Annotated in this window: 20 protein-coding genes; 2 read left to right on the plus strand and 18 right to left on the minus strand. The window is 72.4% G+C overall.

Features of this window, described 5'->3' with window-relative positions:
* Nucleotides 1-9 precede the first annotated feature (9 nt).
* A complete protein-coding gene (locus BLV05_RS33005) occupies nucleotides 10-1293 on the minus strand; it encodes an extracellular solute-binding protein (protein ID WP_052763165.1) in 1284 nt (427 codons plus the stop codon).
* A 103-nt stretch (nucleotides 1294-1396) separates the two neighbouring features.
* Nucleotides 1397-2413 (minus strand): LacI family DNA-binding transcriptional regulator, encoded by a 1017-nt coding sequence (locus tag BLV05_RS33010; protein WP_046772734.1) that lies wholly within the window; start codon nucleotides 2411-2413, stop codon nucleotides 1397-1399.
* 95 nt (nucleotides 2414-2508) lie between these two features.
* On the opposite strand from BLV05_RS33010, the gene BLV05_RS33015 reads away from it, so the two are divergent.
* Both BLV05_RS33015 and BLV05_RS33020 read left to right on the plus strand, forming a co-directional pair.
* A complete protein-coding gene (locus BLV05_RS33015; RefSeq protein WP_052763164.1) occupies nucleotides 2509-3618 on the plus strand; it encodes a Gfo/Idh/MocA family protein in 1110 nt (369 codons plus the stop codon).
* Nucleotides 3615-4430, plus strand: coding sequence for a sugar phosphate isomerase/epimerase family protein (locus BLV05_RS33020; RefSeq protein WP_046772733.1), 816 nt, complete (start codon nucleotides 3615-3617; stop codon nucleotides 4428-4430). Before BLV05_RS33015 ends, BLV05_RS33020 begins: the two co-directional genes overlap by 4 nt.
* Nucleotides 4431-4668: 238 nt before the next feature.
* On the opposite strand, the gene BLV05_RS33025 is transcribed toward BLV05_RS33020, so the two are convergent.
* The 16 genes from BLV05_RS33025 to BLV05_RS33100 form a co-directional block, all read right to left on the minus strand.
* A protein-coding gene (locus BLV05_RS33025) for an IS3 family transposase (protein ID WP_407929292.1) occupies nucleotides 4669-5864 on the minus strand; the annotation gives its coding sequence in 2 pieces (ribosomal slippage) (nucleotides 4669-5603 and nucleotides 5603-5864; 1197 coding nt in all).
* Nucleotides 5865-6345: 481 nt separating this feature from the next.
* Entirely contained in the window at nucleotides 6346-7248 is a 903-nt protein-coding gene (locus tag BLV05_RS33030) for a sugar phosphate isomerase/epimerase family protein (protein ID WP_046772203.1), read from the minus strand.
* A complete protein-coding gene (locus BLV05_RS33035) occupies nucleotides 7248-8069 on the minus strand; it encodes a sugar phosphate isomerase/epimerase family protein (protein WP_046772204.1) in 822 nt (273 codons plus the stop codon). Before BLV05_RS33035 ends, BLV05_RS33030 begins: the two co-directional genes overlap by 1 nt.
* On the minus strand, nucleotides 8066-8833 hold the full coding sequence (locus tag BLV05_RS33040) for an alpha/beta fold hydrolase (RefSeq protein ID WP_082155757.1): 768 nt from the start codon (nucleotides 8831-8833) through the stop codon (nucleotides 8066-8068). Before BLV05_RS33040 ends, BLV05_RS33035 begins: the two co-directional genes overlap by 4 nt.
* Nucleotides 8830-9525: a ThuA domain-containing protein gene (locus BLV05_RS33045; RefSeq protein WP_046772205.1), complete on the minus strand. Its 696-nt coding sequence runs from the start codon at nucleotides 9523-9525 to the stop codon at nucleotides 8830-8832. The genes BLV05_RS33040 and BLV05_RS33045 overlap by 4 nt, the downstream gene beginning before the upstream one ends.
* Nucleotides 9522-10559, minus strand: a complete 1038-nt coding sequence (locus tag BLV05_RS33050) for a zinc-dependent alcohol dehydrogenase (RefSeq protein WP_197683451.1) — start codon at nucleotides 10557-10559, stop codon at nucleotides 9522-9524. The genes BLV05_RS33045 and BLV05_RS33050 overlap by 4 nt, the downstream gene beginning before the upstream one ends.
* Nucleotides 10556-11620: a Gfo/Idh/MocA family protein gene (locus BLV05_RS33055; RefSeq protein WP_046772206.1), complete on the minus strand. Its 1065-nt coding sequence runs from the start codon at nucleotides 11618-11620 to the stop codon at nucleotides 10556-10558. The genes BLV05_RS33050 and BLV05_RS33055 overlap by 4 nt, the downstream gene beginning before the upstream one ends.
* The gene (locus BLV05_RS33060) at nucleotides 11604-12665 is read right to left on the minus strand and encodes a Gfo/Idh/MocA family oxidoreductase (RefSeq protein ID WP_063932641.1); all 1062 of its coding nucleotides are present in this window, start codon (nucleotides 12663-12665) and stop codon (nucleotides 11604-11606) included. Before BLV05_RS33060 ends, BLV05_RS33055 begins: the two co-directional genes overlap by 17 nt.
* Nucleotides 12662-13834, minus strand: coding sequence for a Gfo/Idh/MocA family protein (locus BLV05_RS33065; RefSeq protein ID WP_046772251.1), 1173 nt, complete (start codon nucleotides 13832-13834; stop codon nucleotides 12662-12664). The genes BLV05_RS33060 and BLV05_RS33065 overlap by 4 nt, the downstream gene beginning before the upstream one ends.
* A 41-nt stretch (nucleotides 13835-13875) precedes the next feature.
* A complete protein-coding gene (locus tag BLV05_RS33070; protein ID WP_046772207.1) occupies nucleotides 13876-15918 on the minus strand; it encodes an ADP-ribosylglycohydrolase family protein in 2043 nt (680 codons plus the stop codon).
* The gene (locus BLV05_RS33075) at nucleotides 15915-17300 is read right to left on the minus strand and encodes a sulfatase family protein (RefSeq protein WP_046772252.1); all 1386 of its coding nucleotides are present in this window, start codon (nucleotides 17298-17300) and stop codon (nucleotides 15915-15917) included. Before BLV05_RS33075 ends, BLV05_RS33070 begins: the two co-directional genes overlap by 4 nt.
* The gene (locus BLV05_RS33080) at nucleotides 17297-17890 is read right to left on the minus strand and encodes a YesL family protein (protein ID WP_046772208.1); all 594 of its coding nucleotides are present in this window, start codon (nucleotides 17888-17890) and stop codon (nucleotides 17297-17299) included. Before BLV05_RS33080 ends, BLV05_RS33075 begins: the two co-directional genes overlap by 4 nt.
* Before the next feature lie 20 nt (nucleotides 17891-17910).
* On the minus strand, nucleotides 17911-19299 hold the full coding sequence (locus BLV05_RS33085; protein ID WP_046772209.1) for an ABC transporter substrate-binding protein: 1389 nt from the start codon (nucleotides 19297-19299) through the stop codon (nucleotides 17911-17913).
* Nucleotides 19296-20171: a carbohydrate ABC transporter permease gene (locus BLV05_RS33090; protein WP_046772210.1), complete on the minus strand. Its 876-nt coding sequence runs from the start codon at nucleotides 20169-20171 to the stop codon at nucleotides 19296-19298. The genes BLV05_RS33085 and BLV05_RS33090 overlap by 4 nt, the downstream gene beginning before the upstream one ends.
* Nucleotides 20168-21121, minus strand: a complete 954-nt coding sequence (locus BLV05_RS33095) for a carbohydrate ABC transporter permease (protein ID WP_046772211.1) — start codon at nucleotides 21119-21121, stop codon at nucleotides 20168-20170. The genes BLV05_RS33090 and BLV05_RS33095 overlap by 4 nt, the downstream gene beginning before the upstream one ends.
* Nucleotides 21118-22074, minus strand: a complete 957-nt coding sequence (locus BLV05_RS33100; RefSeq protein WP_046772212.1) for a sugar phosphate isomerase/epimerase family protein — start codon at nucleotides 22072-22074, stop codon at nucleotides 21118-21120. Before BLV05_RS33100 ends, BLV05_RS33095 begins: the two co-directional genes overlap by 4 nt.
* Nucleotides 22075-22198: the final 124 nt, after the last annotated feature.

A 22198-nucleotide genomic window follows, 5' to 3' on the forward strand; every position in this document is an offset into this window, starting at 1 on the left:
GGGCGACACTCAGTGGGCGGTCTCCCGCTCGGCGTCCTCGATCGCCTGGTCCCAGGCGTCGTCGGCCGACTGCGCGTCCTGCTCGACCCGGCCGACCGCGGCCTCGAACTGCTGCTCGACGATGCGCGAGTCGGCGCCGATCGGGTACCCCTGGACGCTCTCGACGCTGGCGATGTAGATCTCGCCGACCGGTGCGTCGTTGAAGAACGGGTTGGTCAGCCCGGTGACCGCCGGGTTGGTGTACAGCTCGGGCGTCGACGGGAACGTGTTGGTCGCCTCGAACAGCGCCAGCTGCTGCTCGGGGGCCTCGAGCCAGGTGATGAAGTCGTAGGCCGCCTGCGCGTTCGGGGCCTCCTTCGGGATGGCGAGGTAGGACCCGCCGTCGTTGCCGGCGGTGCCGGGCAGCGTGGCGATGTCCCACAGCCCGGCGGTGTCGGGCGCCTGCTGCTCGATCGTGCCGAGCATCCAGGCCGGCGCCGGGATGGTCGCGAACCCGCCGTTGGCCATGCCGGCGAACCACTCCGGCGACCAGGTGGCGAGGTCGGCGGAGAGGCCGGCGTCGATCGCCGCCATGCTGTAGTCCCACGCCTCGCGGATGGCCGGGCTGTCGGCGAAGATCAGGTTGCCGTCCTCGTCGTAGTACTTCTCGTCGGCCTGGTTCGACGCGGCGCGGAAGATCGCCTTGCCGGCGTCGACGAACGGCTGGCCGGTGGCGGCCACGTACTGCTCGCCCGCGGCCAGGTAGCCGTCCCAGTCCGGCCAGAGCGCGCCGACCTGCCCGCGGTCGGTCGGGAGCCCGGCCGCCTGGAACAGGTCGGTGCGGTAGGCGATGGCCATGCCGCCGACGTCGGTGGGAATGCCCACCACCGCACCGTCGGAGGCGACGCCGGCGTTCCAGCGCCAGTCGAGGAAGTCGCCGGCGATGTCCTCGGCGCCGAAGTCGCGCAGGTCGGTGAAGGCGGCCGAGTTGCCGACGAACTCGCCCATGTAGTCGACCGCGATCTGCGCGACGTCCGGGCCCTGCCCGGCGGCCAGCGCGGTCAGCAGCGTCTGGTGGGCGGCGTCGTAGTCGCTGATCTTGGTCTGGATGTCGACACCGGGGTGCTCGGCCTCGTACTGCTCGACGAGCTCGGCCGAGAGGTCGGCGAAGCCCCAGACGTTCAAGGTGATCGACTCGCCGCTGTCCCCACCGCCGCCGCTCTCGGCGGACGGGTCGTCGTCACCGCCACACCCGGTGAGCGCGACGGCGACGGCCGCCGTCGCCAGCCAGGCAGCTCCCGTAGATGCCTTCATTGCCCACACCTCTCGGTCCCGAGCGGAGTCCGTTCTCCCCTCGCCATCGCGCCACGATGGCAGACCGTCTCGCGAGGTGTCAATAACCTTTCGCGAAAGTTGCCTAGACTTGTTGCGCGGGCGCGGTGCTCTGCCGGATCACGAGCTCGGTGGCCAGCTCGACGGTGGGCACCTCGGGCTCGCCGGCGGCGAGCGACCGGATGGCGGCGACGGCCAGCCGGGCCATGTCGCGGATCGGCTCGCGGACGGTCGTCAGCGGTGGCGCCGCCCACTCGGCGATGGGCGCGTCATTGAAGCCGATGACGCTGAGGTCCTCGGGGATGCGGACGCCGCGCAGCCGGGCCGCCTCGTACACCCCGAGCGCCTGCTCGTCGGAGGCGGCGAAGATCGCCGTCGGGCGCGGCGACGCGGCCAGCAGCTCCAGCGCGGCGTCGCGGCCGGCGTCGTAGCCGAACTCGGTGTGCCTGACGCGGGCCGGCGGCAGCTCGACGCCCGCCCCCACCGCGGCCGCGCGGAAGCCGTCGACCCGGGCCTGGCTGAACATTACGTCCGCTGGGCCGGCGATCATCGCCAGCTCGCGGTGGCCGAGCTCGAGCAGATGACGTGTGGCCTGGTGAGCGCCTCGCCAGTGGGTGACGCCGATGGTCGGCACGCGGGTGCCGGCCGGCGCCTCGCCGGGGTCGATCACGACGTACGGCAGCCGCAGCTCCTCCAGGTGCGCGCGCTGCCGAGCGGTCACCTGGACGACGGCGAAGACGAGGCCGTCGACGGACCGGTTGGCCAGCATCTCCAGCCAGCGGTCCTCGGCCTCCGGACGCAGCCGCGACAGCGTCAGCCCCATGCCCTGGTCGAACGCGGCCTCCTCGACCGCGGTGACGAGCGCCGTCGACCACGGACTGGTCAGCTCGCCGAGCACCAGCTCGATCATCTTCGTCGACGTCGACCTGCGCGGCTCGTACTCGTGCTCGCGCAGCAGCCCCGTGATGCGGGCACGGGTGCGGTCGGAGACGCCGGGCTTGCCGTTGATGACCTTCGAGACCGTCGGGACGGACACCCGGGCCATCCTCGCGATGTCGGCGATCGTCACTCGGTCGCCGACGTCGTTGGCGGTGTCGGCCATCGCTCGGGGCCACCCTTCAGTTCGCGGATGTTGACGTGCATACCTTACGACCCTACGATCCGTTAGCGATAGTTTCGCGAAAGAAAGTAGGGCAGATGACGCGGGTGTTCCTGGCCGGTGCGGGCTACATCGCCCGAGAGCATGCCACGGCCGCCACCGACCGCTCGATCCTGACCGGCGAGGTCGAGCTGCACGTCGCCGATCCCGACCCGGAGGCGCTGGCGAGCTTCGTCGCGGCCTTCCCGGCGGCGGTCCCCCATCCCGACGCGCGGTCGATGTTCGCGACGCGGCACGACGAGTCCGACCTCGCGGTGATCGCGACGCCGCCGGACAGCCACCACGCGCTGGTCCGCGACGCGCTCGACGCCGGGCTGCACACGCTGTGCGAGAAGCCGCTCGCGCTCACCGCCGACGAAGCGGCCGACCTCGCCCGCCGGGCCGACGCCGCCGGCCGCATCCTGGCCTCGTGCGACGACCGGTTCCGCGACCTCGCGACCACGCAGGCGGCCCGCCGGCTGGACGCGTCGGGCGCGCTCGGCCGGGTGTACCACGCCACGTTCGTCAACACGTTCCGGCGGGCCCGGACCGGCTTCGACCAGCTCACCCAGTCCGCCTGGTTCCGCGACCCACGGATCGCCGGCGGCGGCGTGATGATGGACTGGGGCCCGTACGACATCGCCGTCCTCGACGAGATCCTCGACCCGGTCCGGGTCGACGTCCGGCACGCTTGGGCGACCGGGCCGATCACCGGCGGGCCGTTCGGCGACCAGTCCGCGCTCTCCGAGCAGCACGTCGGGGCCGTGTTCGACGTGCACACCCGCGCCGGCGCCGTCGTGCCGGTCAGCTACGAGCGGGCCGCCGCGACCCACGGCGCCGAGCGCAGCCTCGTCCAGCTGGAGGGCGACCGTGCGGCGGTCTCGTGGGACTGGCTGGACTGGCTCGGCGACGGTTCGGTGCGGCTGACCAGCGACGACGACGGCGAGCCGGACACCGTCACCACCCGGTTCGCGGCGTCGCCGATCGGCTTCCACGCCCGGCCGCTGGCCCGGATCGCCGCCGCCGTGCGCGACGGCGCGGACCCGCGGGCGATCACCCACCGCTCGCTGTTCACGTTCGCCTGGCTGCGCGCCGTCCTCGACTGCGCGGCGGCGGGCGAGCCGGTCACCGTCGAGCTGGACGCCCTGGCGGGGAGCGTGGTCTCGTGAGCCTCACCGTCTACGGCATGGACGTCGGTTTCTACAGTCACCTCGGCTCGTACTCGCTGGAGGCGCGGTGCGAGATGCTGGCCGAGCTGGGCTGCGGCGCGACCAACCTGACGCTGTGGAGCGAGCGGGCCTGGTCCGACCTCGACCGGCTCGACGCGGTCGCTTCGACGACCGGCCTCGAGGTCGCCGCCCTTTACACGACGGTCGACGTCACCGCGCCCCTGGACGCACCCGAGGTGGCGCGGGTGCTGGGTCTGATCGAGGCGTACGGTCAGCACCCGATCGAGCTGGCCTTCTCCGCAGGCGACGACGCCGGCGCGCGCCGGTTCCTCGACGCGGCGCTGGACGCGGCCGGCCGCTCGGGCGCGCAGCTGCGGCTGTACCCGCACTTCGCCTTCTGGCTGGAGCGGGTCGACGACGCGCTCGCGCTGCTCCGCGCGTACGACACCGACCGGCTCGGCCTGACCTTCCCCGCCTTCCACGTCTACGCGCTGGAGGGCGCCGGGTTCCTCGGTGCGCTCGACAGCGCCGCGCCGTACCTGCGCGGCGCCAACACCAATGGCAGCCGGCGGCTGGCCGGGCAGTACTTCCCGGTGACGATCGAGCCGGTCGGCGAGGGCGACTTCGACAACTTCGCCTTCCTCGGCCGGCTGCGCGACCTGGGCTACGACGCCCCCCTGGGCATCCAGGCCTACGGCGTCGGCGGCGACGCCTACGAGCACGTCCGCCGCTCGGTCGCGGCCGTTCGCGACATCGAGCGCCGCCTGGACGCACACGCCGACTGGGCCCGGCTGGTCCCCGACCCGCTCTAGTTGGCGAGAGCTGCCGAGTTTGGGCGTCCCCCTGCTGCCCATTCTCTTAGCCGCGCACCCGCGCCTCAAGTCCGCGCCTCTGTGTCGGCCTTCGCTGTGGTTGGGGGCTTGGACTTGACCCACGGGTCCGCGGTCTAAGAACTCGGCAGCTATCAGGGGGACGGGGAAGGACCGGGCACAGCCCGCACCATTCGCCTGGGCTGCCCCGAGCTTTCCGGACCGCTTCGTTTGCGGTCTCTTATGCTGCGAGCTGGCCATTCAGGTGTTCGTTGCGGACTTCGTGCGGGGTCCGGTAGCCGAGCCCTGAATGGATTCGTCTGCGATTGTAGAAGAGTTCGATGTAGTTCGCAACATCCTCGCGGGCTTTCTTCCGTGTCGGGTACACGGTGCGGTAGACGCGCTCGACCTTCAACATGGAATTGAACGATTCGGCCAGAGCGTTGTCGTAGCAAATGCCGGTCCTGCCGAGCGAAGCGCGCATCCCGAGCTGCTTGATCTTCGCTGAGAAGTCAGTCGATGTGTACTGCGTCCCGCGATCTGAGTGAAGGATGCAGCGGTCGGCGAGATCGTGATTCCTGGCGGCCATGTCGAGCGCGTCGGTGACGAGTTCGGTGCGCATGTGGTCGGCGAGTGCGTACCCGATGACTTCTTTGTTGAAGCAGTCGATCACGGTCGCCAGGTACAGCCATCCCTCCCAGGTGTGGATGTAGGTGATGTCGCCGACCAGCTTCGTTCCCGGCGCGTCGGCGGTGAAGTCGCGGCGCACCAGGTCTGGGGTGGCCGGCCGGTCGTCGCCCTGGATAGTGGTGATCTTGTACGGGCGCGGCTGGCACGGCACCAGGCCCAGCTCACGCATCAGGTCACGGACCAGCTCGGGCCCGGCCTGCTCGCCGCCGCGGAGCAGCTCGGCGTGGATGCGCCGGTACCCGTAGGTGCGGTCGTTGTGGTCGAACAACGCCTCGATCTTGAGCTTCAACTCCTCACGCCGCCGCGTGGTCGCCGACGGTGGCCGGTCCCGCCAGTCGTAGTAGCCGGACCTGGACACACCCAGCCAGGTGAACATCTGCTTGAGAGACGGAGCGTCGTTGACATTGTCGGCGCTATTGTGCGCGTACTCGGCGGCGATGAACTCGTACTTCTCGCTCACCGCTGCTCCTTCGCGAAGTACGCGGCAGCTTTTTTCAGGAACGCGAGCTCCATCTCCTGGTCTCGCGTCCGCCGTCGCAGTTCGGCCAACTCCGCACGTTCGGACAACCCCAGCGGCGGCTCGTCGCCGACGTGGTCCTCTCGGTACTTCTTCACCCAATTGCCGAGAGTGGTCTCACCCACGCCGATCTCACGCGCCACATCGGCAATACGACGGTCATTCTCGACCACCAGTCGAGCAGCCTCTTCGCGGAACTCAGGCGTGAATGTTGCCTTCTTCCTCGCCACGAACACTTCTCCTTTCCGGATCGGACCTTATGAGGTCCGCAGTCCGGAAAGTGGGAGGCACGCCAGCCCGGCTTTGCGCCGTTGGCTTCCTGGGTGTGAGTTGGCGTCCTGGTCTGCCGTCACGTCCTGGTCCCCCGTCACGCCACCAGCCCCGAATCCGCCATTTCGCGTAACGGCAGACCACGACGTAACGCCAGACCAGGACCCGCACCGTCGTCCTCAATGGCCAAGGTCATCCTCGATGGCAGAAACCGTCCTCGACACCCCCAGAACACGACCCCCGACATCGAAGACGACCGCCACCATCACGGACCGTCGCCACGCTCCACCCGTCCCCCTGATAGCTGCCCGTTCTTAAGACCGGGGACGCGCGGGTCAAGTCCAGAGCCCCCAACCACAGACCACCGCGACCAGCAGAGGCGCCGGACTTGAGGCGCGCGTCCCCGGCTAAGAAAATGGGCAGCAGGGGGACGGCCAACTGTCACACCCCCGGCGAACTCACCGGCCAGCCGGCCCGCCAGGCGCGCAGCTGCTCCAACGCCGTCAGCGCCAGCTCGTCCTGACTGGGAGCGAACGGCCGCCAGATCGAGGCGGCGGTGGCGATGGAGGCGTTGTCGGCGGTGAAGGACTCGAACCCCAGCAACCCGCGATAGCCGATCGCGGCCAAGCTCGCCCGGATGCCGTCCCAGTCGAGGTGGTCCAGCAGCGGCGCGCCGCGGTCATTGCCGCAGACCTGCAGGTGCAGCAGCCGGTCCCCGGCCAGGCGGAACGCGGCGTCGAGCGACGTCTCCTCGATGTTCATGTGGTACGTGTCCAGGTTGACGCCGACCGCCTCGGCGGGCAGCGGGTCGATGATCTCCATCAGCTGCTCGGTGGTGGTGACCAGGCTGGTCTCGTACCGGTTCAGCGGCTCGACGGCCAGCCGGACGCCGCGGGCGGCGGCGTAGTCGGCCAGCACCGCGTAGGACTCCCGCAACTCCCGGACGGCCGCGCGCCGCTCGTCGGCGGTCATCCGCCAGGTGCGCCCGACCGACGTGTACATGGGGCCGATGACCAGCGGCGAGCCGTGCGCGACCGCGACGTCGACGGCAGCGCGGACGTACTCGCGGGTCGACTCGATCACCTCGGCCGACGCGCAGGCCAGCTCGCGGCCCGGCCCGAACACCGCGCCGATCACCGAGCGCAGTCCGTGGGCGTCGAGCAGCTCGCGAGCCCGGCCGGCGTCCCAGTCGCCGATGTTCTCCAGCGCCAGCTCGACGCCGTCGTAGCCCCAGCCGGCGATCTTCGCCAGCGTCTCGGCCAGTGCGGCGTCGTCGAGCGGCGAGTGCCAGACGAACGTGTTGACCGCGATGGGCAGCTCGCGGCTCAGGTCGAGCGAGGTCATCAGCGCTCCTCCCAGTCTCGGATCCAGGCGGCGTTCCGGACGACGGCGCCGTCCGGGTCGGACTCGGCCTGCGGTGACTCGTCCTCGAAGGTGACCCAGCCGGCGTAGCCGGTGGATCGTAGCTGGTCCAGCACCCCGGCGATGTCGACGACGCCGGCGCCGGTCGGCGCCCAGGTGCCGTCGGCGGCGAGGTCCTTGACGTGCACGTGGTCGACCCGCGCGCCCCAGTGCCGGACGACGTCGAGCGGATCCATGCCGCCCTTTGCGATGTGCCCGACGTCGGGGGTGTAGCCGATCCGCTCGGGCAGCAGCTCGGCCATGACGGCGTAGTCGCCGGCCGTGCGGAACAGCGACCCGGGCGGCGAGTTCGGATGGAACGTCGACGACACCCCGGCGTCGGCCGCGCGCCGGGCGACGGCGTCCATGCAGGCGATGGTCGCGCGCTGCCGCTCGAACAGGTCGGAACGGTCCGGGCCGGGCAGCGGCACGAGGACCAGCTTGGCCCCGAGCGCGGCGGCCGTCGAGACGGCGACGTCGGCGGCGGCCCGCTCGGCGTCGGTCTCGGTGGCCGTCCGCCACGGCTGCGCCAGCACCAGTGCGGCCAGCGCGATGCCGTGCCGGCGCAGCACCTCGGCGAGCCCCGGCGCCGTCCACGAGTCGCCGAGCATGACCAGCTCGGGCTCCAGGCCCTGGAAGCCGGCCGCGGCGGCGACCCGGACCATGTGCTCGATCCGCCCGGCGTACCGGTCGATGCTGAGCTGCCAGCTATAGGTCTGGCAGGCGTAGCGCAGGGTGTGCCGGGCGGTGTACCCCTCGGTCATCTGAGCCAGTCCTCCACGAGCGTGTTGAAGCGGTCGACGTCCTCGAAGTGGTGCACGTGGCCGGTGTCCTCGAACAGCTCGAGCCGGGCGGACGGCAGCCCGGCGGCCAGCTCCGCGCTCAGCCGCACCGGCACGAACCGGTCCAGGACGCCGGCGGTGACCAGCGCCGGCGCGGCGATCGCGGCCAGCCGGTCCAGCGTGTCGTGGGTGGCGCAGGCCGACGCCTGCGCGGCCAGCGCGTCCGGCTCGACGGCCTGCGGCGCGTCTCGGTCCGCGGCCAGGTCGGCGGCGTTGCGCTCGAACCAGCCCGGCGTCCAGATCAGGCACTGCAGGGCGGTGACGTACTCGGCGGCGGTCAGTCCCCGGCGGGCGGCGGCCAGGCCGGCCAGCACGTCGCGGGTGTACGCGCCCGCCCGCGCCCAGGCGGCCACCAGCACCAGCCGCCGCACCAGACCCGGGTGCCGCAGCGCCAGCTCCTGGGCGATCCCGCCGCCCATCGAGATGCCGACGACGTCGACCCCGCCGCCGATCCCGTCGAGGCCGGCGAGCAGTGCGGCGTAGTCGTCGGCCATCGCCGCGGTCGTGTACGGCCCCGGCGGCGCGGGCGACCGGCCGGCGCCGCGGTTGTCGACGACGATGCAGCGGAACCGGTCCGCCCACCGCGAGACGTGCGGCGCCCACGCCGCGCGATCCGCCCCGAGCCCCATGACCAGCAGCAGCGGCGGGCCGGCGCCGATCTCCTCGTAGGCCAGCTCGACCGTCACAGGCCCACCGCCCAGCGGGCGCCGGCGGCCAGCAGGTCGCGCACGGGCTCCGCCGCGAGGTCGTCGGGGTGCCCGAGACTCGTGTGGAACGTGCGCCGCCCGGCGTTGTCGCCGTACCAGGCCACCGGCCCGGGCACCGGCGGCGTCTCCGGGTCGACCGGGACGCCGTGCAGGACCGGCCGGCACCAGGGCGCGAGGTCGGTCACGTACAGCCACGACCGCACCCAGAACGACGGCGGCAGCCCGGCGACCAGCGCGGCCGGCGCGTCGCCGGCCACCGTCACGTCCGTCCGCGAGCTGTGGCCGTGGTGCGAGATCCAGGGCGAGCCGAGCACGTCGCGGCCGAACGCCGCGCCCCAGTCGTGCCAGGGTGACTCCTCCGCCAGCCGGAACGCGTGGTTGGCGGTGCGCAGGCCGAGGACGGCGCCGCCGCGGCGCAGGTAGCCGTCGATCGCCGCCACCTCGTCGTCCGGGATGCGCCGGAACCGGGTGTAGACGACCAGCAGCGCGGCGTCGGCGAGGTCGGACAGGTCGCCGAACGTGGACAGCGGGAAGTCCGGCTCGTCCTCGACGACGCTCGACGCGTGCACGCGCACGTCGACGCCGAGCCGGCGGCGCCACTCGTCGGCGATCGACGGCATGGTGAGGTGCGAGTCGTACTCGGGATCCCCGACCAGCATCACGACGGTCATCGGGCCGCCTCCTCGCCGAACGGGAACAGCAGGACCTTGCCGCACTCGCCGGTGTCCTGGACGTCCATCGCCGCGGCGACGTCGGCGAGCGGCAGCCGGTGGGTCACCATCGCGTCGATCGCCGGCCCCGCGGCGCGGATCGTCGTCCACATCCGGTCCGTCTGCAGCTGGTGGTTCCAGTGCCAGCAGCCGTGCACGTCGATGCCGAGCGGGACGAGGTTCGGCAGCCGCACCTCGTCGGTCCAGGCGACCACCGACAGGTGCCCACCCACCCGCAGCGCCGCCGCAACAGCGGCCGCGGCCGCCGGCGCCCCGCTGGTCTCGACCGCGCCGTCGGCGCCCCACCCGCCGGTCAGCTCGCGCACCCGCGCCGCCACGTCGGACGCGGCCGGGTCGAGGACGTCGGACGCGCCCAGCTTGCGGGCCAGCTCGGCCCGGTACGGATGCCCCTCGACGGCGACGACACGTGCACCGCGGGCGGTGCCCTGGACGACCGCGCCCAGGCCGACCGGCCCGCACCCGGACACGACCACGGTGTCCAGCGCCGTCGTGCCGATGCGGTCGTGCGCGGTGAACGACGGCCCGAAGCCGCAGCAGGCCATCGCCGCGTGCGTCAGCGGGACGTCGTCGGGCACCGGCAGCAGCAGCCAGTCGGGCTTGAGCACGTACTCGGCGATCGTCCCGATGCCGTGCCGCGACCCGGTCTCGGCCAGCACGTCCCGCTGGTCAGGGCAGTGGATGTGCTCGCCGCGCTGGCACAGCCGGCAGCGCCCGCAGGCGTACTGCGGCATGACGACGACGCGGTCGCCGGCCCGCACGCGGTCCGAGCCGCCGGGGTCGACGACGACGCCGGCCGCTTCGTGACCGAGGTGGTCCGACACCGCGCCCGCCCGGCGGTCCTTGAACTCGGTGCACAGCGGCGCGACCAGGATCCGCACCAGGACGACGTCGCCGCCGCCTCGCGGGACCTCCTGCTCGACCAGCTCGACCCGGCCCGGCCCGGTGATCGCCGCGGCCCTCATGGACGTCGTCATGCGACTCCTTCGTTCGTTCGGACGTAGCTGACGCCGAGCCGCTCGCGGACGGCGTCCATCAGCCGCAGCGCGGCGATCGAGTCGGCCAGCGGTCGCTCCCGCGACTGTGTGCGCCCGGCCGCGACGTCGCGGGCGACGGCGGCCGCCTCCCAGTACAGCGCCTCGTGGGCGACGGCCGGCTCGGTGTAGCGCAGGATCTCGCCGTCGGCCCAGGTCCGTACGATGACGTCGCCGGGCTGGTAGAACGGGCCGGGCAGCTCGATCGCCCCGCGCGTCCCCGCGATGGTGGCGGTCGTGGGCGTCGAGCCGCTGAGCCCCGTGTACAGCACGGCCAGCGCGCCGGCGTCGTCCTGCACGAGCGCGCCGGTCTGGGCGTTCACCCCGAACCGGTTGGCGTCGCCGGTGGCCAGCACCCGGCGCGGCTCGCCCAGCAGCCGGCTGGCCAGCGCCACCGGGTAGATGCCGAGGTCGAGCAGGCTGCCGCCGGCCAGCGCGGGGTCCATGGCGCGGTGGCCGTCGGGCAGGTACTCGCCGTACTCCGCGAGCACGGTGCGCAGCGGCCCGATGACACCCGACTCCAGCACCTGGCGGACGACGTCGAAGCGGGGCAGGAAGAAGGTCCAGAGCGCCTCGGCGCAGTAGACGCCGGCGGCGGCCGCGCGCTCGGCGATGCGAGTCGCCTCGGCGGCGTCGAGGCCGAGCGGCTTCTCGACCAGCACGTGCGTGCCGGCGTCGATGGCGGCGAGCGCGCCGCCGACATGCGCGGGGTGCGGCGTCGCGACGTAGACGATGTCGACCTCCGGGTCGGCGGCCAGCGCGCCGGCGTCGTCGTGCACGCGCGCGATGCCGTGCCGGCCGGCGAAGGCCGCGCCGCGGGCGCCGTCGCGCGACGCCACCGCCGTGACGACCTGGCGGGTGTTCCGTCGCAGCGCCGCCACGAACCGCTCCGCGATCCAGCCGGTGCCCAGCACGCCCCAGCGCAGCACCGGCGCGTCCATCGGGTCCGGCAGCCGGGGCCGGATAGCGGCGACATTCACCGTGACATCAGTCGGTCGGCTCATGCGGCGACACCTCCTTCGCTCCAGTCGGCAATCGGCCTCGACCGACGACTCGGCGAGACCTCCGGCCCCGCGTCGCCGTCGGTGCCGCATGTGCCTCCCTGGGCACCGCCGCGGGGACGCCGGACTCCATCGAGGCGATCGCCGCCGCAGCCACCTGGGTCGCGCGCAGGCCGTCGCGGGCGTCGGCCAGCGGCGGCGGCTCGTCGCGCCGGACGGCGTCGGCCCAGGCCTGCAGCTCCAGCCGGTAGGCGTCGGCGAACCGCGGCCGCCAGTCGGCGGGGTAGCGCCCGACGACGTCGGTGGACGGCGGCAGCTCGGCCGTGCCCGCCGTGCCGACGACCTCGCAGCGGATGTCGTAGCCGTACCCGGCGTTGAGGAACACCTCGACCGTCGTCAGCGCGCCGTCGGCGGTGCGCAGCAGCATGAGCTGCGGGTCGCGCAGCCCGTCGGTGTCACCGTCCGGCGCCCACCACGCCACCTCGACGACCGGCGACGACAGCAGCCACGGCACGGTGTCGAACTCGTGGATCGCCGAGCCGGTGATGCTGGAAGCGCTGGTGGCGCCGGGCGCGGACGAGACGCCGCGGCTGCGGCAGTGCACCAGCACGGGCCGGCCGACGGTGCCGTCCTCGATCGACTGCCGCAGCCGCACGTACACGGGGTCGAACCGGCGCATGAAACCGACCGAGACCAGCCGCCGCCCGGCGGCCTCCTCGGCCGCGACGATCCCCGCGCACTCCGCAACTGTTGGCGCGAGCGGCTTCTCGCACAGCACCGGCTTCCCGGCGGCGACGGCGGCCAGCGTCAGCTCGGCGTGGGTGGGGTCAGCGGAGGCGATGACGACCGCGTCGACGCTGTCGATCAGCTCGGCCGCGGAGCCGGCCACCCGCGCGCCGTCCAGGCGCCCGGCCAGCGCGGCCGCACGGTCATGGTCGACGTCGGTGACGGCGGCGACGCGGACGCCGGACACGAAGCCATCCGCCAGCAGCGCGTGGTCAGTGCCCATGACGCCGGCGCCGATCACGCCGAGGCACAGGTCGGTCATGGCGCCGCCACCGCCGCGGCGTCGACGCCGACCCAGCGCCGTTCGGCGGCCGAGGCGGCGATCGCGTCGAGCACCGTCGCCGCGGCCACCGCGTCGTCGAGGGTCGCCGTCACCGCACCGGAACCGGCGATCGCGCCGAGGAAACCGGCCGCCTCGATCACCTTGAGGTCGTCGTAGCCCATGGCGATGGCCGGCGCCGGCTGGAACGCCGCCAGGTCGCCCGCGTCGGGCCCGGCGAAGACCGTCGCCAGCGGCAGGTCCTGCACGCCGTCGCCGCGGGTGACCGACAGCTCGCCCATCCGGCGGAAGTCCCACTCGACCGCGCCCTCGGTGCCGTGGACGCGGAAGCCGTAGTCGTTCTGGTGGCCGACGGCGACGCGGCTCACCTCGAGCGTCACCCGCGCGCCCGAGGCGAGCCGCAGCACGGCCGCCGACCAGTCCTCGTTCTCGACGTCCACCAGCCGGCCGGTCTCGGCCCGCGCGTGGCCGGTCGTGACGCCGTCGGGCCGGCGCCGCCGCGGGATGAAGACCGCGCCGTCGGCCACCACCTCGGCGACCTCGCCGAGCAGGAACCGGACCAGGTCGACGCCGTGCGAGCCGAGGTCGCCGATCACCCCGTGACCGGCCCGCTCCAGCTCGTAGCGCCAGGTGAACGCGCCGCCGGCGTCGGCGGCGTAGTCGCCGAGCAGCCGTACCGACGCGTGCGTCACGGTGCCGATGCGGCCGCCGGCGACCAGCTCGCGCGCGGCCAGCACCGCGGGGACGTTGCGGTAGTTGAACCCGACGGCGGCGACGACGCCGGCCGCGCGGGCCGCCGCGGCGACCGCCCGGGTGTCCGCCGCCGTCACGCCGACCGGCTTCTCGATCCAGAGGTGCCGCCCGGACGCGGCGACCGCGGCGCCGAGCTCGCGGTGCTCGAAGTTGGGCGCGGTGACGCTGACCGCCGCGACCGCGGGGTCGTCCAGCAGCTCGCGCCAGTCAGTGGTGGCCCGCTCGAACCCGAACCGGGCCGCGGCCTGCGCCGCCCGGCCCGGCACCGGGTCGGCGACGGCGACCAGGCGGGGCGCCGCGAGGTCCGGGTAGTGGTGGCGCACCCGGTCGTAGGCCTGGGTGTGTGCCCGGCCCATCCAGCCGAACCCGATGACCGCGACGCCGACCTGCTGCATGATCACTCCTTCTCGTCCTGGTGGACCGGTCAAGGCCGAGCGCGTCACGATCCCACCGGCCCGATCACGACGTCGGCGGCCTCGACCAGGCCCTCCTCGCACAACAGCCCGGCGGCGCCGGACGGCAGCGCGTCGTCGTCCGCCGTGAGCACGGGGACGCCGTCGATCAGCGCCGTCAACGTCGATCCCGCGACGTCGAGCGCGAGGCTGTGGGTCCGCTCCATCGGCCAGTCGAGCCGCCGCTCGGCCAGGACCGCCGCCTCGTCGTAGAGACGCCGGACCAGCCGCAGCCGCCCGGCCCGGTCCACGACGACGGCGTAGTGGCGGCGCAGCCCGCGCACCCTGGCGACGACGCCGAACGACGCGGTCAGGCCGGGCGTGAGCGTCGCCGTGACGCGGTAGTCGGCCCACTCCTGGGCGCCGATCAGCCGCAGGCCGGTGCCCTCGTTCTGGATCAGCGTGAACGGGGCCGGGCCGGCCGGCCGGACGTGGTCGAGCGCGTCGACCCAGGCCCGCCGCCACATCGTGCCCGGTCCGCTCAGCGGCCGCAGCGTAAAGGCCGGCTCGCCGGTCCAGTCCAGCCGGTCCAGCAGGACGGCGCCGGCGGTAACGGCGATGCCCACCGCCGCGACCGGCAGGCCGCCGGTGTCGGGCACCGTCCAGGACAGCCGGGTCCAGCCGCCCGGGCCCAGCGTGGTCGATGGCGACGGCAGCGTCACCACCTCGTCATCGACGGTGTAGTGCCGGACGGCGATCCGGGCCGCGACCGGCGCGTCGCCGAGCCGGCGGACGTCCGCCCACACCGTCTGGCCTGGATAGAGCGCCGGCGAGGCGACGAACCCGTAGCCGTCGTCGACCGGGTACTCCGGCGGGATGAAGGTGTCCGTCGTCGCGACCACCTCGCCGCCGTCCGCCCGCACCGCCAGCGCCCCCGCGACGTGCCCGACCCGTCCGTCGCCGGCCGTCACCGCGAAGCCCTGCACCGACCCCGGGAAGGCGAAGCCGTACCGCGCGCCGTCCTTCGGCCGGCTCGGCGGCAGCCCGGCCAGCGCCAGGCCGGACGCGACGATCGCGGCCGTCTCGCGGACCGCGTCGCTGATGCAGCGGCCGCCATCCGCGGTCGGCAGGTAGAGCCGGTCCGCCACGGGCCCGCGCCAGTCCGCGCCGTCGAACGCCGCCAGGCCGCCGCGCAGGCCGAGCAGGCAGCCGAGGTTGCCGGAGTTGCAGTCGGTGTCCCAGCCGGAGGTGTTCACGATCCGCATCGACCGGTCGAAGTCGCCGCCGCCGTAGAGCAGCGACAGCACGATCAGACCGTGGTTGGGCATGACGTGGCAGTTGCCGCCGTAGCGGTGGTAGCCGTACTCGGCGTCCAGCCGCTCGCGGGCGGCCCGCCACGACGGCTCGGCGGCGTGCCAGGCCCGGATCGCGCCGATCATCGTCGCGACGGCGCTGTCCGGCGGGATCACCGACAGCCCGCGGTCCAGCAGCGCGTCGATGTCGCTCTCGACGAACGCGTGCGCCTCCATCGCGGCCAGCAGCGCCGCGGCGTGCACGGCCTCGCCGTCGTGGCTGACCGAGGCCGCGCGGCGGGCGAGGCCGGCGGCCAGCTCGGGCCGGCCGGCGGCGACCATGGCCCAGCCGTCGATGAAGATCTGCGCGCCGATCTGCTCGGCGACGACGGTGCCGTTGGTCGCGGCCGACCCGCTGGCCGGCGCCGCGATGCCGTGCTTGAGCCGCAGGTAGGCGGTGTGCTCGGTGGACATGCCCAGGCCGCCCCACCACAGCACGGTGCGGTTCTCGATCAGGTAGTCCAGCCAGGTCCGGCCGATCTGGGCCGGCGTGAGGTCCGCGGCGTCGCCGTGGTCGGGCAGCGCCCGCAGGAACGTGAACGTCCCGGCGATGTCGTCGTCGGTGACGACCAGCGGGACGCCGAGCCGGTCGTGGACGTAGTACGCGACGTCGCCCAGCTCGCGCTGGATGCGCTCGTGCGTCCACCCCTCGACCGGCCGGCCCAGGTAGACGCCGATGATCTTGCCGAGCACGCCGGCGTAGACGCGTTCGGCGTAGTCGTCCGGGAGCGGGTTCATCGGTCGTCGCCCACCTCGGCCTTCAGCTCGTACAGCAGCCGGGTCAGGTCGGTGCGCACGTCGTCGTAGCGCGGGTCGGCGTAGACGTTGGCCAGCTCCAGCGGGTCCTCCTGGAGGTCGAACAGCTCCCATTCCGGCGCCATCGAGACGTCGCTCGAGCCGGTCGTGCCGAGCCCTTCCCCGTAGTAGTGGATCAGCTTGTACCGGCCGGTCCGCACGCCGTAGTGCGCGCACACCGAGATGGCCGAGAGGTGCTCCCAGTAGCGGTAGTAGAACGCGTCGCGCCAGCCGTCGACGTCACCCCGCTCGCAGACCGGGCGGATGCTGCGTCCCTGCAGCCCCGGCGGCCGCACCACGCCCGCGTAGTCGAGCAAGGTCGGCGCGAAGTCGACGTTCAGCACCATCGCGTCGCGCGTCTCGCCCGCCGGCAGCGCCCGCGGGTAACGGACCAGCAGCGGCATCCGCAGCGACTCCTCGTACATGAACCGCTTGTCGAACCAGCCGTGGTCGCCGAGGAAGAACCCCTGGTCGGACGTGTACACGACGATCGTGTCGTCAGCCAGGCCGGCGTCGTCGAGCCGGTCGAGGACGCGGCCGACGCACTCGTCGACCGCCGCGACGCAGCGCAGGTAGTCGGCGATGAACCGCTGGTACTTCCACAGCCGCTCCTCCGGCCAGGTGAGGCCCGCGGGCACCGGCGCCTTGAGCTCCTCGGCGCTGAGGTGGGTGTCAACGCGGATCTTCGCGACGCGCGCGGCCTCGGCCCGGCCGGCGTGGTCGTCGTCGTAGGTCGAGGGCACCGGGACCGGCCGGTCGGCGAACAGGTCGCGATGCCGGTCGGCCGGGACCCACGGGCTGTGCGGCGCCTTGTGGTGCAGCATCAGCAGGAACGGCCGGTCCGGGTCGCGGCGGTCCAGCCAGTCCAGCGCGATATCGGTGACCAGGTCGGTGACGTAGCCCGTCCGCCGGGTGCGGGTGCCCAGCTCGATCAGCTCGGGGTCGACGTACTCGCCCTGGTCGGGCAGCACGTTCCAGTAGTCGAAGCCGGCCGGGTCGTGCCGTTCGCCGTGGCCGAGGTGCCACTTGCCGACGATCGCGGTCTGGTAGCCGGCCTGCTGGAGCAGCCGCGGGAACGTCGTCTGCCGGTTGTCGAGGTTGTCGTCGAGCGTGTAGACGCCGTTGCGGTGGCTGTAGGCGCCGGTGAGGATCGACGCGCGGCTCGGCGTGCACAGCGCGTTGGTGCAGAACGCGTTGGTGAACCGCAGGCCACCGGCCGCCAGCCGGTCCAGCTGCGGCGTCGTCGTCACGGCGCTGCCGTAGCAGCTCAGCGCGTGCGCCGCGTGGTCGTCGGTCAGGACGAAGACGATGTTCGGACGGGTCATCGGGCCACCAGGGTCGTCGCGGCGGTGGCCGGCGCGTGGCACAGCCGGGCCAGCACCATCGCGCAGACGGCGGGCACGACGAACACCAGCGGCCACACGACCACCACCGCGGTCGCGCCGGCGGCCAGGACGACCAGGCACCGCACGGCCGTTCCCGGCGTCCCGAGGGCGGCCAGCACCGCGAGCCGGACCACCCGCGCCCCGGGCAGGTCCGGCTCCGCGAGCGCTGTGAACAGGTACGGCGTCGCGGCGAGGTAGACCACGAGCACGGAGATCAGCACCGCACCGGCGCCGACGCGCATCGCGTCAGGCAGCGCCGCGATCGCCCACAGGTCGCCGGCCAGGACCGCACCGGCGACCAGCCAGCCGCCGCCGGTCACCGTCGAGCGCCGAAAGCCCGAACGCATCGCCGCGACGAACTCGCGGGCGCCGGCCCGGGCCTCCGAGCGGGTGCGGGCCAGGCGGAACAGCGCCGTGGTGGCCGCCGGCGCCGTGACCACCGGCAGGCAGGCCAGCAGCCACAACGTCGTCAGCCAGACCAACTCGGTCGCGGCGGCCAGCAGGCGGTACAGCGGCGTGTCGGCGGTCACCCCGTCCTCCTTCGCAATCGTCAGGAGCCGATCAGGTCCTGGGTCATCTCGTCTATCTCCCGCATGACCTCGGGGACGTCGTCGCGGCTGCCGGTCCACAGCTCGTCGATCTTGACCGAGTACACCGACGCCTCCCACTCCGCGTAGCGCTCGTGGAAGGTGAGCACGACGCCGTCCTGCTCGACCGGGCCGAAGAAGGCCGCGTCGAACGCCTCCCGCGGGACGACGTCCTCGGCCGGGTACGCGTTCTCGCCGAAGCCGATCCGCGCCGGCACCAGCGACCCCATGCGGGAGATCTCCGGCAGCGTGTCCGGGTTCGCCATCAGGTGCTTCATCACGTCGAAGCTGACCTCCGCCGACCGGGTGGTCGACGGCAACGCGAACGCCGACCCGCCGACTTGCTGGAACCGGCCCTCCGGCCCGCGCGGGGTGGGCGCCACCGTCCAGGCGAACTTGCCCTGCACGAAGTCGTCGATGACGAACGCGGAGTCGTTGATCTGGGTGAGGATCGCGATCCGCTCGGAGCCGAACAGCGCGAAGTCGCCCGCCCCGCCCGCGTCGACGGTGTTGAGGTCGCCCGGCGTGGGCATCACCCGGTACTTGTGCATGGCGTCGACGAGGTACTGGACGGCCGCGATCGTGCCGTCGTCGGCGAGATGGCTGGTGCTGCCGTTGTCGGTGAAGAAGTCACCGCCGAACGAGCGGACCAGCCAGTACATCTGCACGGTGTGGACGGGCAGCGTCATGGCCCACGAGTTGTCGGGGTCGGGCGCGGCCTCCTTCAGGGTGATGGCCGCCTCGAGCAGGTCGTCGAGCGTCCAGTCGGCCGTCGGCAGGTCGACACCGGCCCGATCGAACCAGTCGACGTTGACGTACATGCCGCCGGCGACGATGTCGTAGGGCATGCCGTACTGCTGGCCGTCGAACTGGAACCCCTCGATCTGGCTGGCGAAGTACTCGTCCGGCCAGCCGTCCGGCGTCGCGGAGTCGATCAGGTCGTCGAGCGGCTCGATCAGGCCGGCGGCGGCGAACTGCGGCACGAAGCGCCCGTGCATCCAGCACATGTCGAGCGTGCCGCCGCCGGCGATCGTGGTCTGCAGGGTCGGGAAGTAGTCGTTGAACGGGATGCCGTAGTCGATGTTCCAGTCGACGTCGGGCTGCTCGGCGTCGAAGTACTCGCCGGTGAAGCGCAGCCACTTCTCCATCTCCTCGGCGCTCTCCCACGACGACGCCTGCCAGTCGGTCAGCGAGGTCCGGTCGCCGGAGCCGCCACTGGAGCCACAGCCGGCCAGCGACGGCAGTCCGGCGACGGCGAGCGCGCCCAGCGCCCCGCCCAGGAAGCCACGGCGCGTCGGACGGGGGACCAGCAGGCCCGACCGCGTCCTCGCGTATCTCTGCTCGCGGTTCATCCCTTCACTCCTGTCATTGCGATGCCACGGACGTAGTAGCGCTGCCCGACGATGAACATCAGCAGCAGCGGGAGGACACTCAGCGTCGACGCGGCCATGATCAGGTGCCATGGCGTGCGTCCCGGGTTCAGCGTCTGGAAGGCCAGCAACCCGACCGGGAGCGTCTTGTTCTCCATCGTGTTGATCATGATCAGCGGCCACAGGAACTCGTTCCACGTCCACAGGAACGTGAAGATCCCGAGCGTCGCGATGACCGGCGTGATGAGCGGCAGGACGATCTGCCAGTAGATGCGCCCGAAGCCGGCGCCGTCGACGCGGGCGGCCTCCTCGAGCTCGGTCGGCAGTCCGATGATGAACTGCCGCATGAGGAAGGTGCCCCAGGCCGTGAACATGGCCGGCAGGATCAGTGAGGCCAGGCTGTCCACGAGCGACAGCGACCGCATGATGATGTAGAGCGGCACCATCAGCACCGGGAACGGGATCATCATCGTCGCCAGGTAGCCGAGGAAGATCTTGTCCCGGCCCGGGAACCTGAGCCGGGCGAACGCGTAGCCCGCCATCGACGACGTCAGCACGGCGCCGGCGGTGGAGACGCCGGAGACGATGAGGCTGTTGAGGAAGAACCGGTCGAACGGCAGCGCGTTCCAGGCCTCGCTGTAGTTCGACCAGCGCCACTCCTGGGGCAGGATCGACGGCGGGAACTCGTAGATCTCGCCGGTGCTCTTCAGCGACGACAGCACCATCCAGGCGAACGGTGCGACGAACACCAGCGAGACCAGCGTGCAGGCCACGTACACCGCGATCGTGTGTCCCGACGGGCCGCGCCGGCGCCGCCGCGGGGCCGCCACAGCGGCCTGGGTGGTCGCGGTCATCGTCGTGCCTCCCCGTAGACCCACCGCTTGCTGAGCCGCCACTGAACGGCCGTGATGGCGAAGATCACCAGGAAGAGGAAGAACGCCAGGGCGGCGGCGTAGCCCATCCGGGAGAAGACGAAGGCGTTCTGGTAGATGTAATAGACGATCGTCGTCGTGCTGAACGCCGGGCCGCCCTCGGTCATGATGTAGAACTGGTCGAACGCCTGCAGCGTGCCGATGAACGACGTCACGAAGATGAAGAACGTCGCCGGCGAGACCATCGGGATCACGATGTACCGGATGCGCTGGAACCAACCGGCGCCGTCGACCCGGGCCGCGTCGAAGTAGTCGCGCGGGATCGCCTGCAGTGCCGCCAGGAAGATCAGCATCGGGTAGCCGATCCCCCGCCAGTTGCTCATGATGATGAGCGCCGGCATCGCCCACGACGGGTCGGCCAGCCAGTTGGGCCCGTCGACGCCGACCAGGCCGAGCAGGTAGTTCATGATGCCGACGTCGGGGTTGTAGATCCAGGTCCAGACCACGGCGATGGCGACGGTGAGCGTCACGAACGGCAGGAACACGGCGGTGCGGAAGATCGCCAGCCCGCGCACCGCCTGGTTCAGCAGCAGCGCGAGGAAGAACGCGATCACCACGGCCACCGGCACGGCGCCGATCGAGAAGTAGAGCGTGTTGCGCATCGCCTTCCAGAACAGCGGGTCGTCCAGCGCGCGCTCGTAGTTGTCGACGCCGACGAACTCCGGGTCGCCACCCAGGCTCCAGTCAGTGAAGGTCAGGTAGAGCGCCATCCCGATCGGGACCAGGCCCATGAGCAGGAAGCCGGCCGCGTTCGGCGCGAGGAACAGGTACCCGGCCAGTGCCTCGCGGCCGCGGGCCGACCGGCCTCGACGTGGACGCGACGGGCCCGCCGCCGGTGCGGGCGCCGGCCGGACGACGTCGGCGGACGTCATGGCCTCGCCACTTCGTCCGCCTGCCCGGACCGGACCGCGTCGAGCAGGCTGCGCACGTACGGCACCGCCGGCCCGGCGTCGGCCTCGGTCGTCGGGCAGAAGCAGAAGTCGACCGTCCACCACGGCAGCCCGGCCACGGCCGGCCCGAGCGCGTCGAGCACCCCGGCGAAGTCGACGCCGCCGGTGCCGAACGGCAGGTGGTTGCTGGTGTCGTCGTCGTGCAGCGATCCGTCGCTGTCGATGAGGTGCAGGTGTCCCAGCCATGGCGCCAGCCGGCGCGCGTACTCCACCTCACCGCCGTCGAGCAGCTCTGGGGCGGCGCCGTGCCGGGCGCCGGCGACCGCGCCGGTGTAGGCGTGCGCGGTGTCGAAGAGGACGCGGAAGTTCGGCTCGCCGACCTCGGTCAGCAGCCGGACGACCTGGCTGGGCCGGTTCAGCCAGAACCCGGGCTCGAACTCCCAGAGCAGCGTGACGCCGGCGTCCGCGCAGCGCCGCGCTCCGGCCGCGAACGCGGTGACCAGCTGGCCGAACCGGGCCTCCGCCTGATCGGGAGGGACGGCGTCCGGCCCGGTCACCGTGTCGGTGCGGACGGCCGTGATGCCCATGCGCCGGCAGAACGCGAGCACGGAGTCGAGCCGGCGCAGGTACGACTCCAGCGGCGCCTCTGCCGGCGGCACCGTCGTGAAGTCCGGCGCGTACGCCGAGATGCCCAGCCCGAGGTCGTCGACGAACCGGCGCAGGTCCGCACATGCGGCGTCGGAGTCGAGGTCCTCGTCGTGCGGATGCGGCCGGAATCCGTTGATCTCGATGGCGTCGTAGCCGGCGTCGGCGGTGAATCGGCACACGTCCTCGAACGACCACGGACGGCCGGAGAACGGTCCGAACGAGAATGCCCAGCTGCCGAAGGAGATGCCGGGTTCGCGCGTTCCGTCGACCGCCTCTGGTGCCACCATGCGTGCGCACACCGCCTTTCACGTCGTTGTGTCGGTGCCTCGGCACGCTACCCGCCGGCGCCCCTGGGCAGCTTGTAAGGAAGCGCCCTATGATTGGAAAATCCTGAACTCATGGCTGATTGGG

The sequence above is a fragment of the Jiangella alkaliphila genome, assembly GCF_900105925.1.
GTDB classification, from domain to species: Bacteria; Actinomycetota; Actinomycetes; order Jiangellales; family Jiangellaceae; genus Jiangella; species Jiangella alkaliphila.

Coding starts and splice junctions, on each gene's coding strand:
- BLV05_RS33005 (WP_052763165.1), bottom strand. CDS start 1,293: ATGAAGGCATCTACGGGAGCTGCCTGGCTGGCGACGGCGGCCGTCGCC.
- BLV05_RS33010 (WP_046772734.1), bottom strand. CDS start 2,413: ATGGCCGACACCGCCAACGACGTCGGCGACCGAGTGACGATCGCCGAC.
- BLV05_RS33015 (WP_052763164.1), top strand. CDS start 2,509: ATGACGCGGGTGTTCCTGGCCGGTGCGGGCTACATCGCCCGAGAGCAT.
- BLV05_RS33030 (WP_046772203.1), bottom strand. CDS start 7,248: ATGACCTCGCTCGACCTGAGCCGCGAGCTGCCCATCGCGGTCAACACG.
- BLV05_RS33035 (WP_046772204.1), bottom strand. CDS start 8,069: ATGACCGAGGGGTACACCGCCCGGCACACCCTGCGCTACGCCTGCCAG.
- BLV05_RS33045 (WP_046772205.1), bottom strand. CDS start 9,525: ATGACCGTCGTGATGCTGGTCGGGGATCCCGAGTACGACTCGCACCTC.
- BLV05_RS33050 (WP_197683451.1), bottom strand. CDS start 10,559: ATGACGACGTCCATGAGGGCCGCGGCGATCACCGGGCCGGGCCGGGTC.
- BLV05_RS33055 (WP_046772206.1), bottom strand. CDS start 11,620: ATGAGCCGACCGACTGATGTCACGGTGAATGTCGCCGCTATCCGGCCC.
- BLV05_RS33060 (WP_063932641.1), bottom strand. CDS start 12,665: ATGACCGACCTGTGCCTCGGCGTGATCGGCGCCGGCGTCATGGGCACT.
- BLV05_RS33070 (WP_046772207.1), bottom strand. CDS start 15,918: ATGAACCCGCTCCCGGACGACTACGCCGAACGCGTCTACGCCGGCGTG.
- BLV05_RS33075 (WP_046772252.1), bottom strand. CDS start 17,300: ATGACCCGTCCGAACATCGTCTTCGTCCTGACCGACGACCACGCGGCG.
- BLV05_RS33085 (WP_046772209.1), bottom strand. CDS start 19,299: ATGAACCGCGAGCAGAGATACGCGAGGACGCGGTCGGGCCTGCTGGTC.
- BLV05_RS33090 (WP_046772210.1), bottom strand. CDS start 20,171: ATGACCGCGACCACCCAGGCCGCTGTGGCGGCCCCGCGGCGGCGCCGG.
- BLV05_RS33095 (WP_046772211.1), bottom strand. CDS start 21,121: ATGACGTCCGCCGACGTCGTCCGGCCGGCGCCCGCACCGGCGGCGGGC.
- BLV05_RS33100 (WP_046772212.1), bottom strand. CDS start 22,074: ATGGTGGCACCAGAGGCGGTCGACGGAACGCGCGAACCCGGCATCTCC.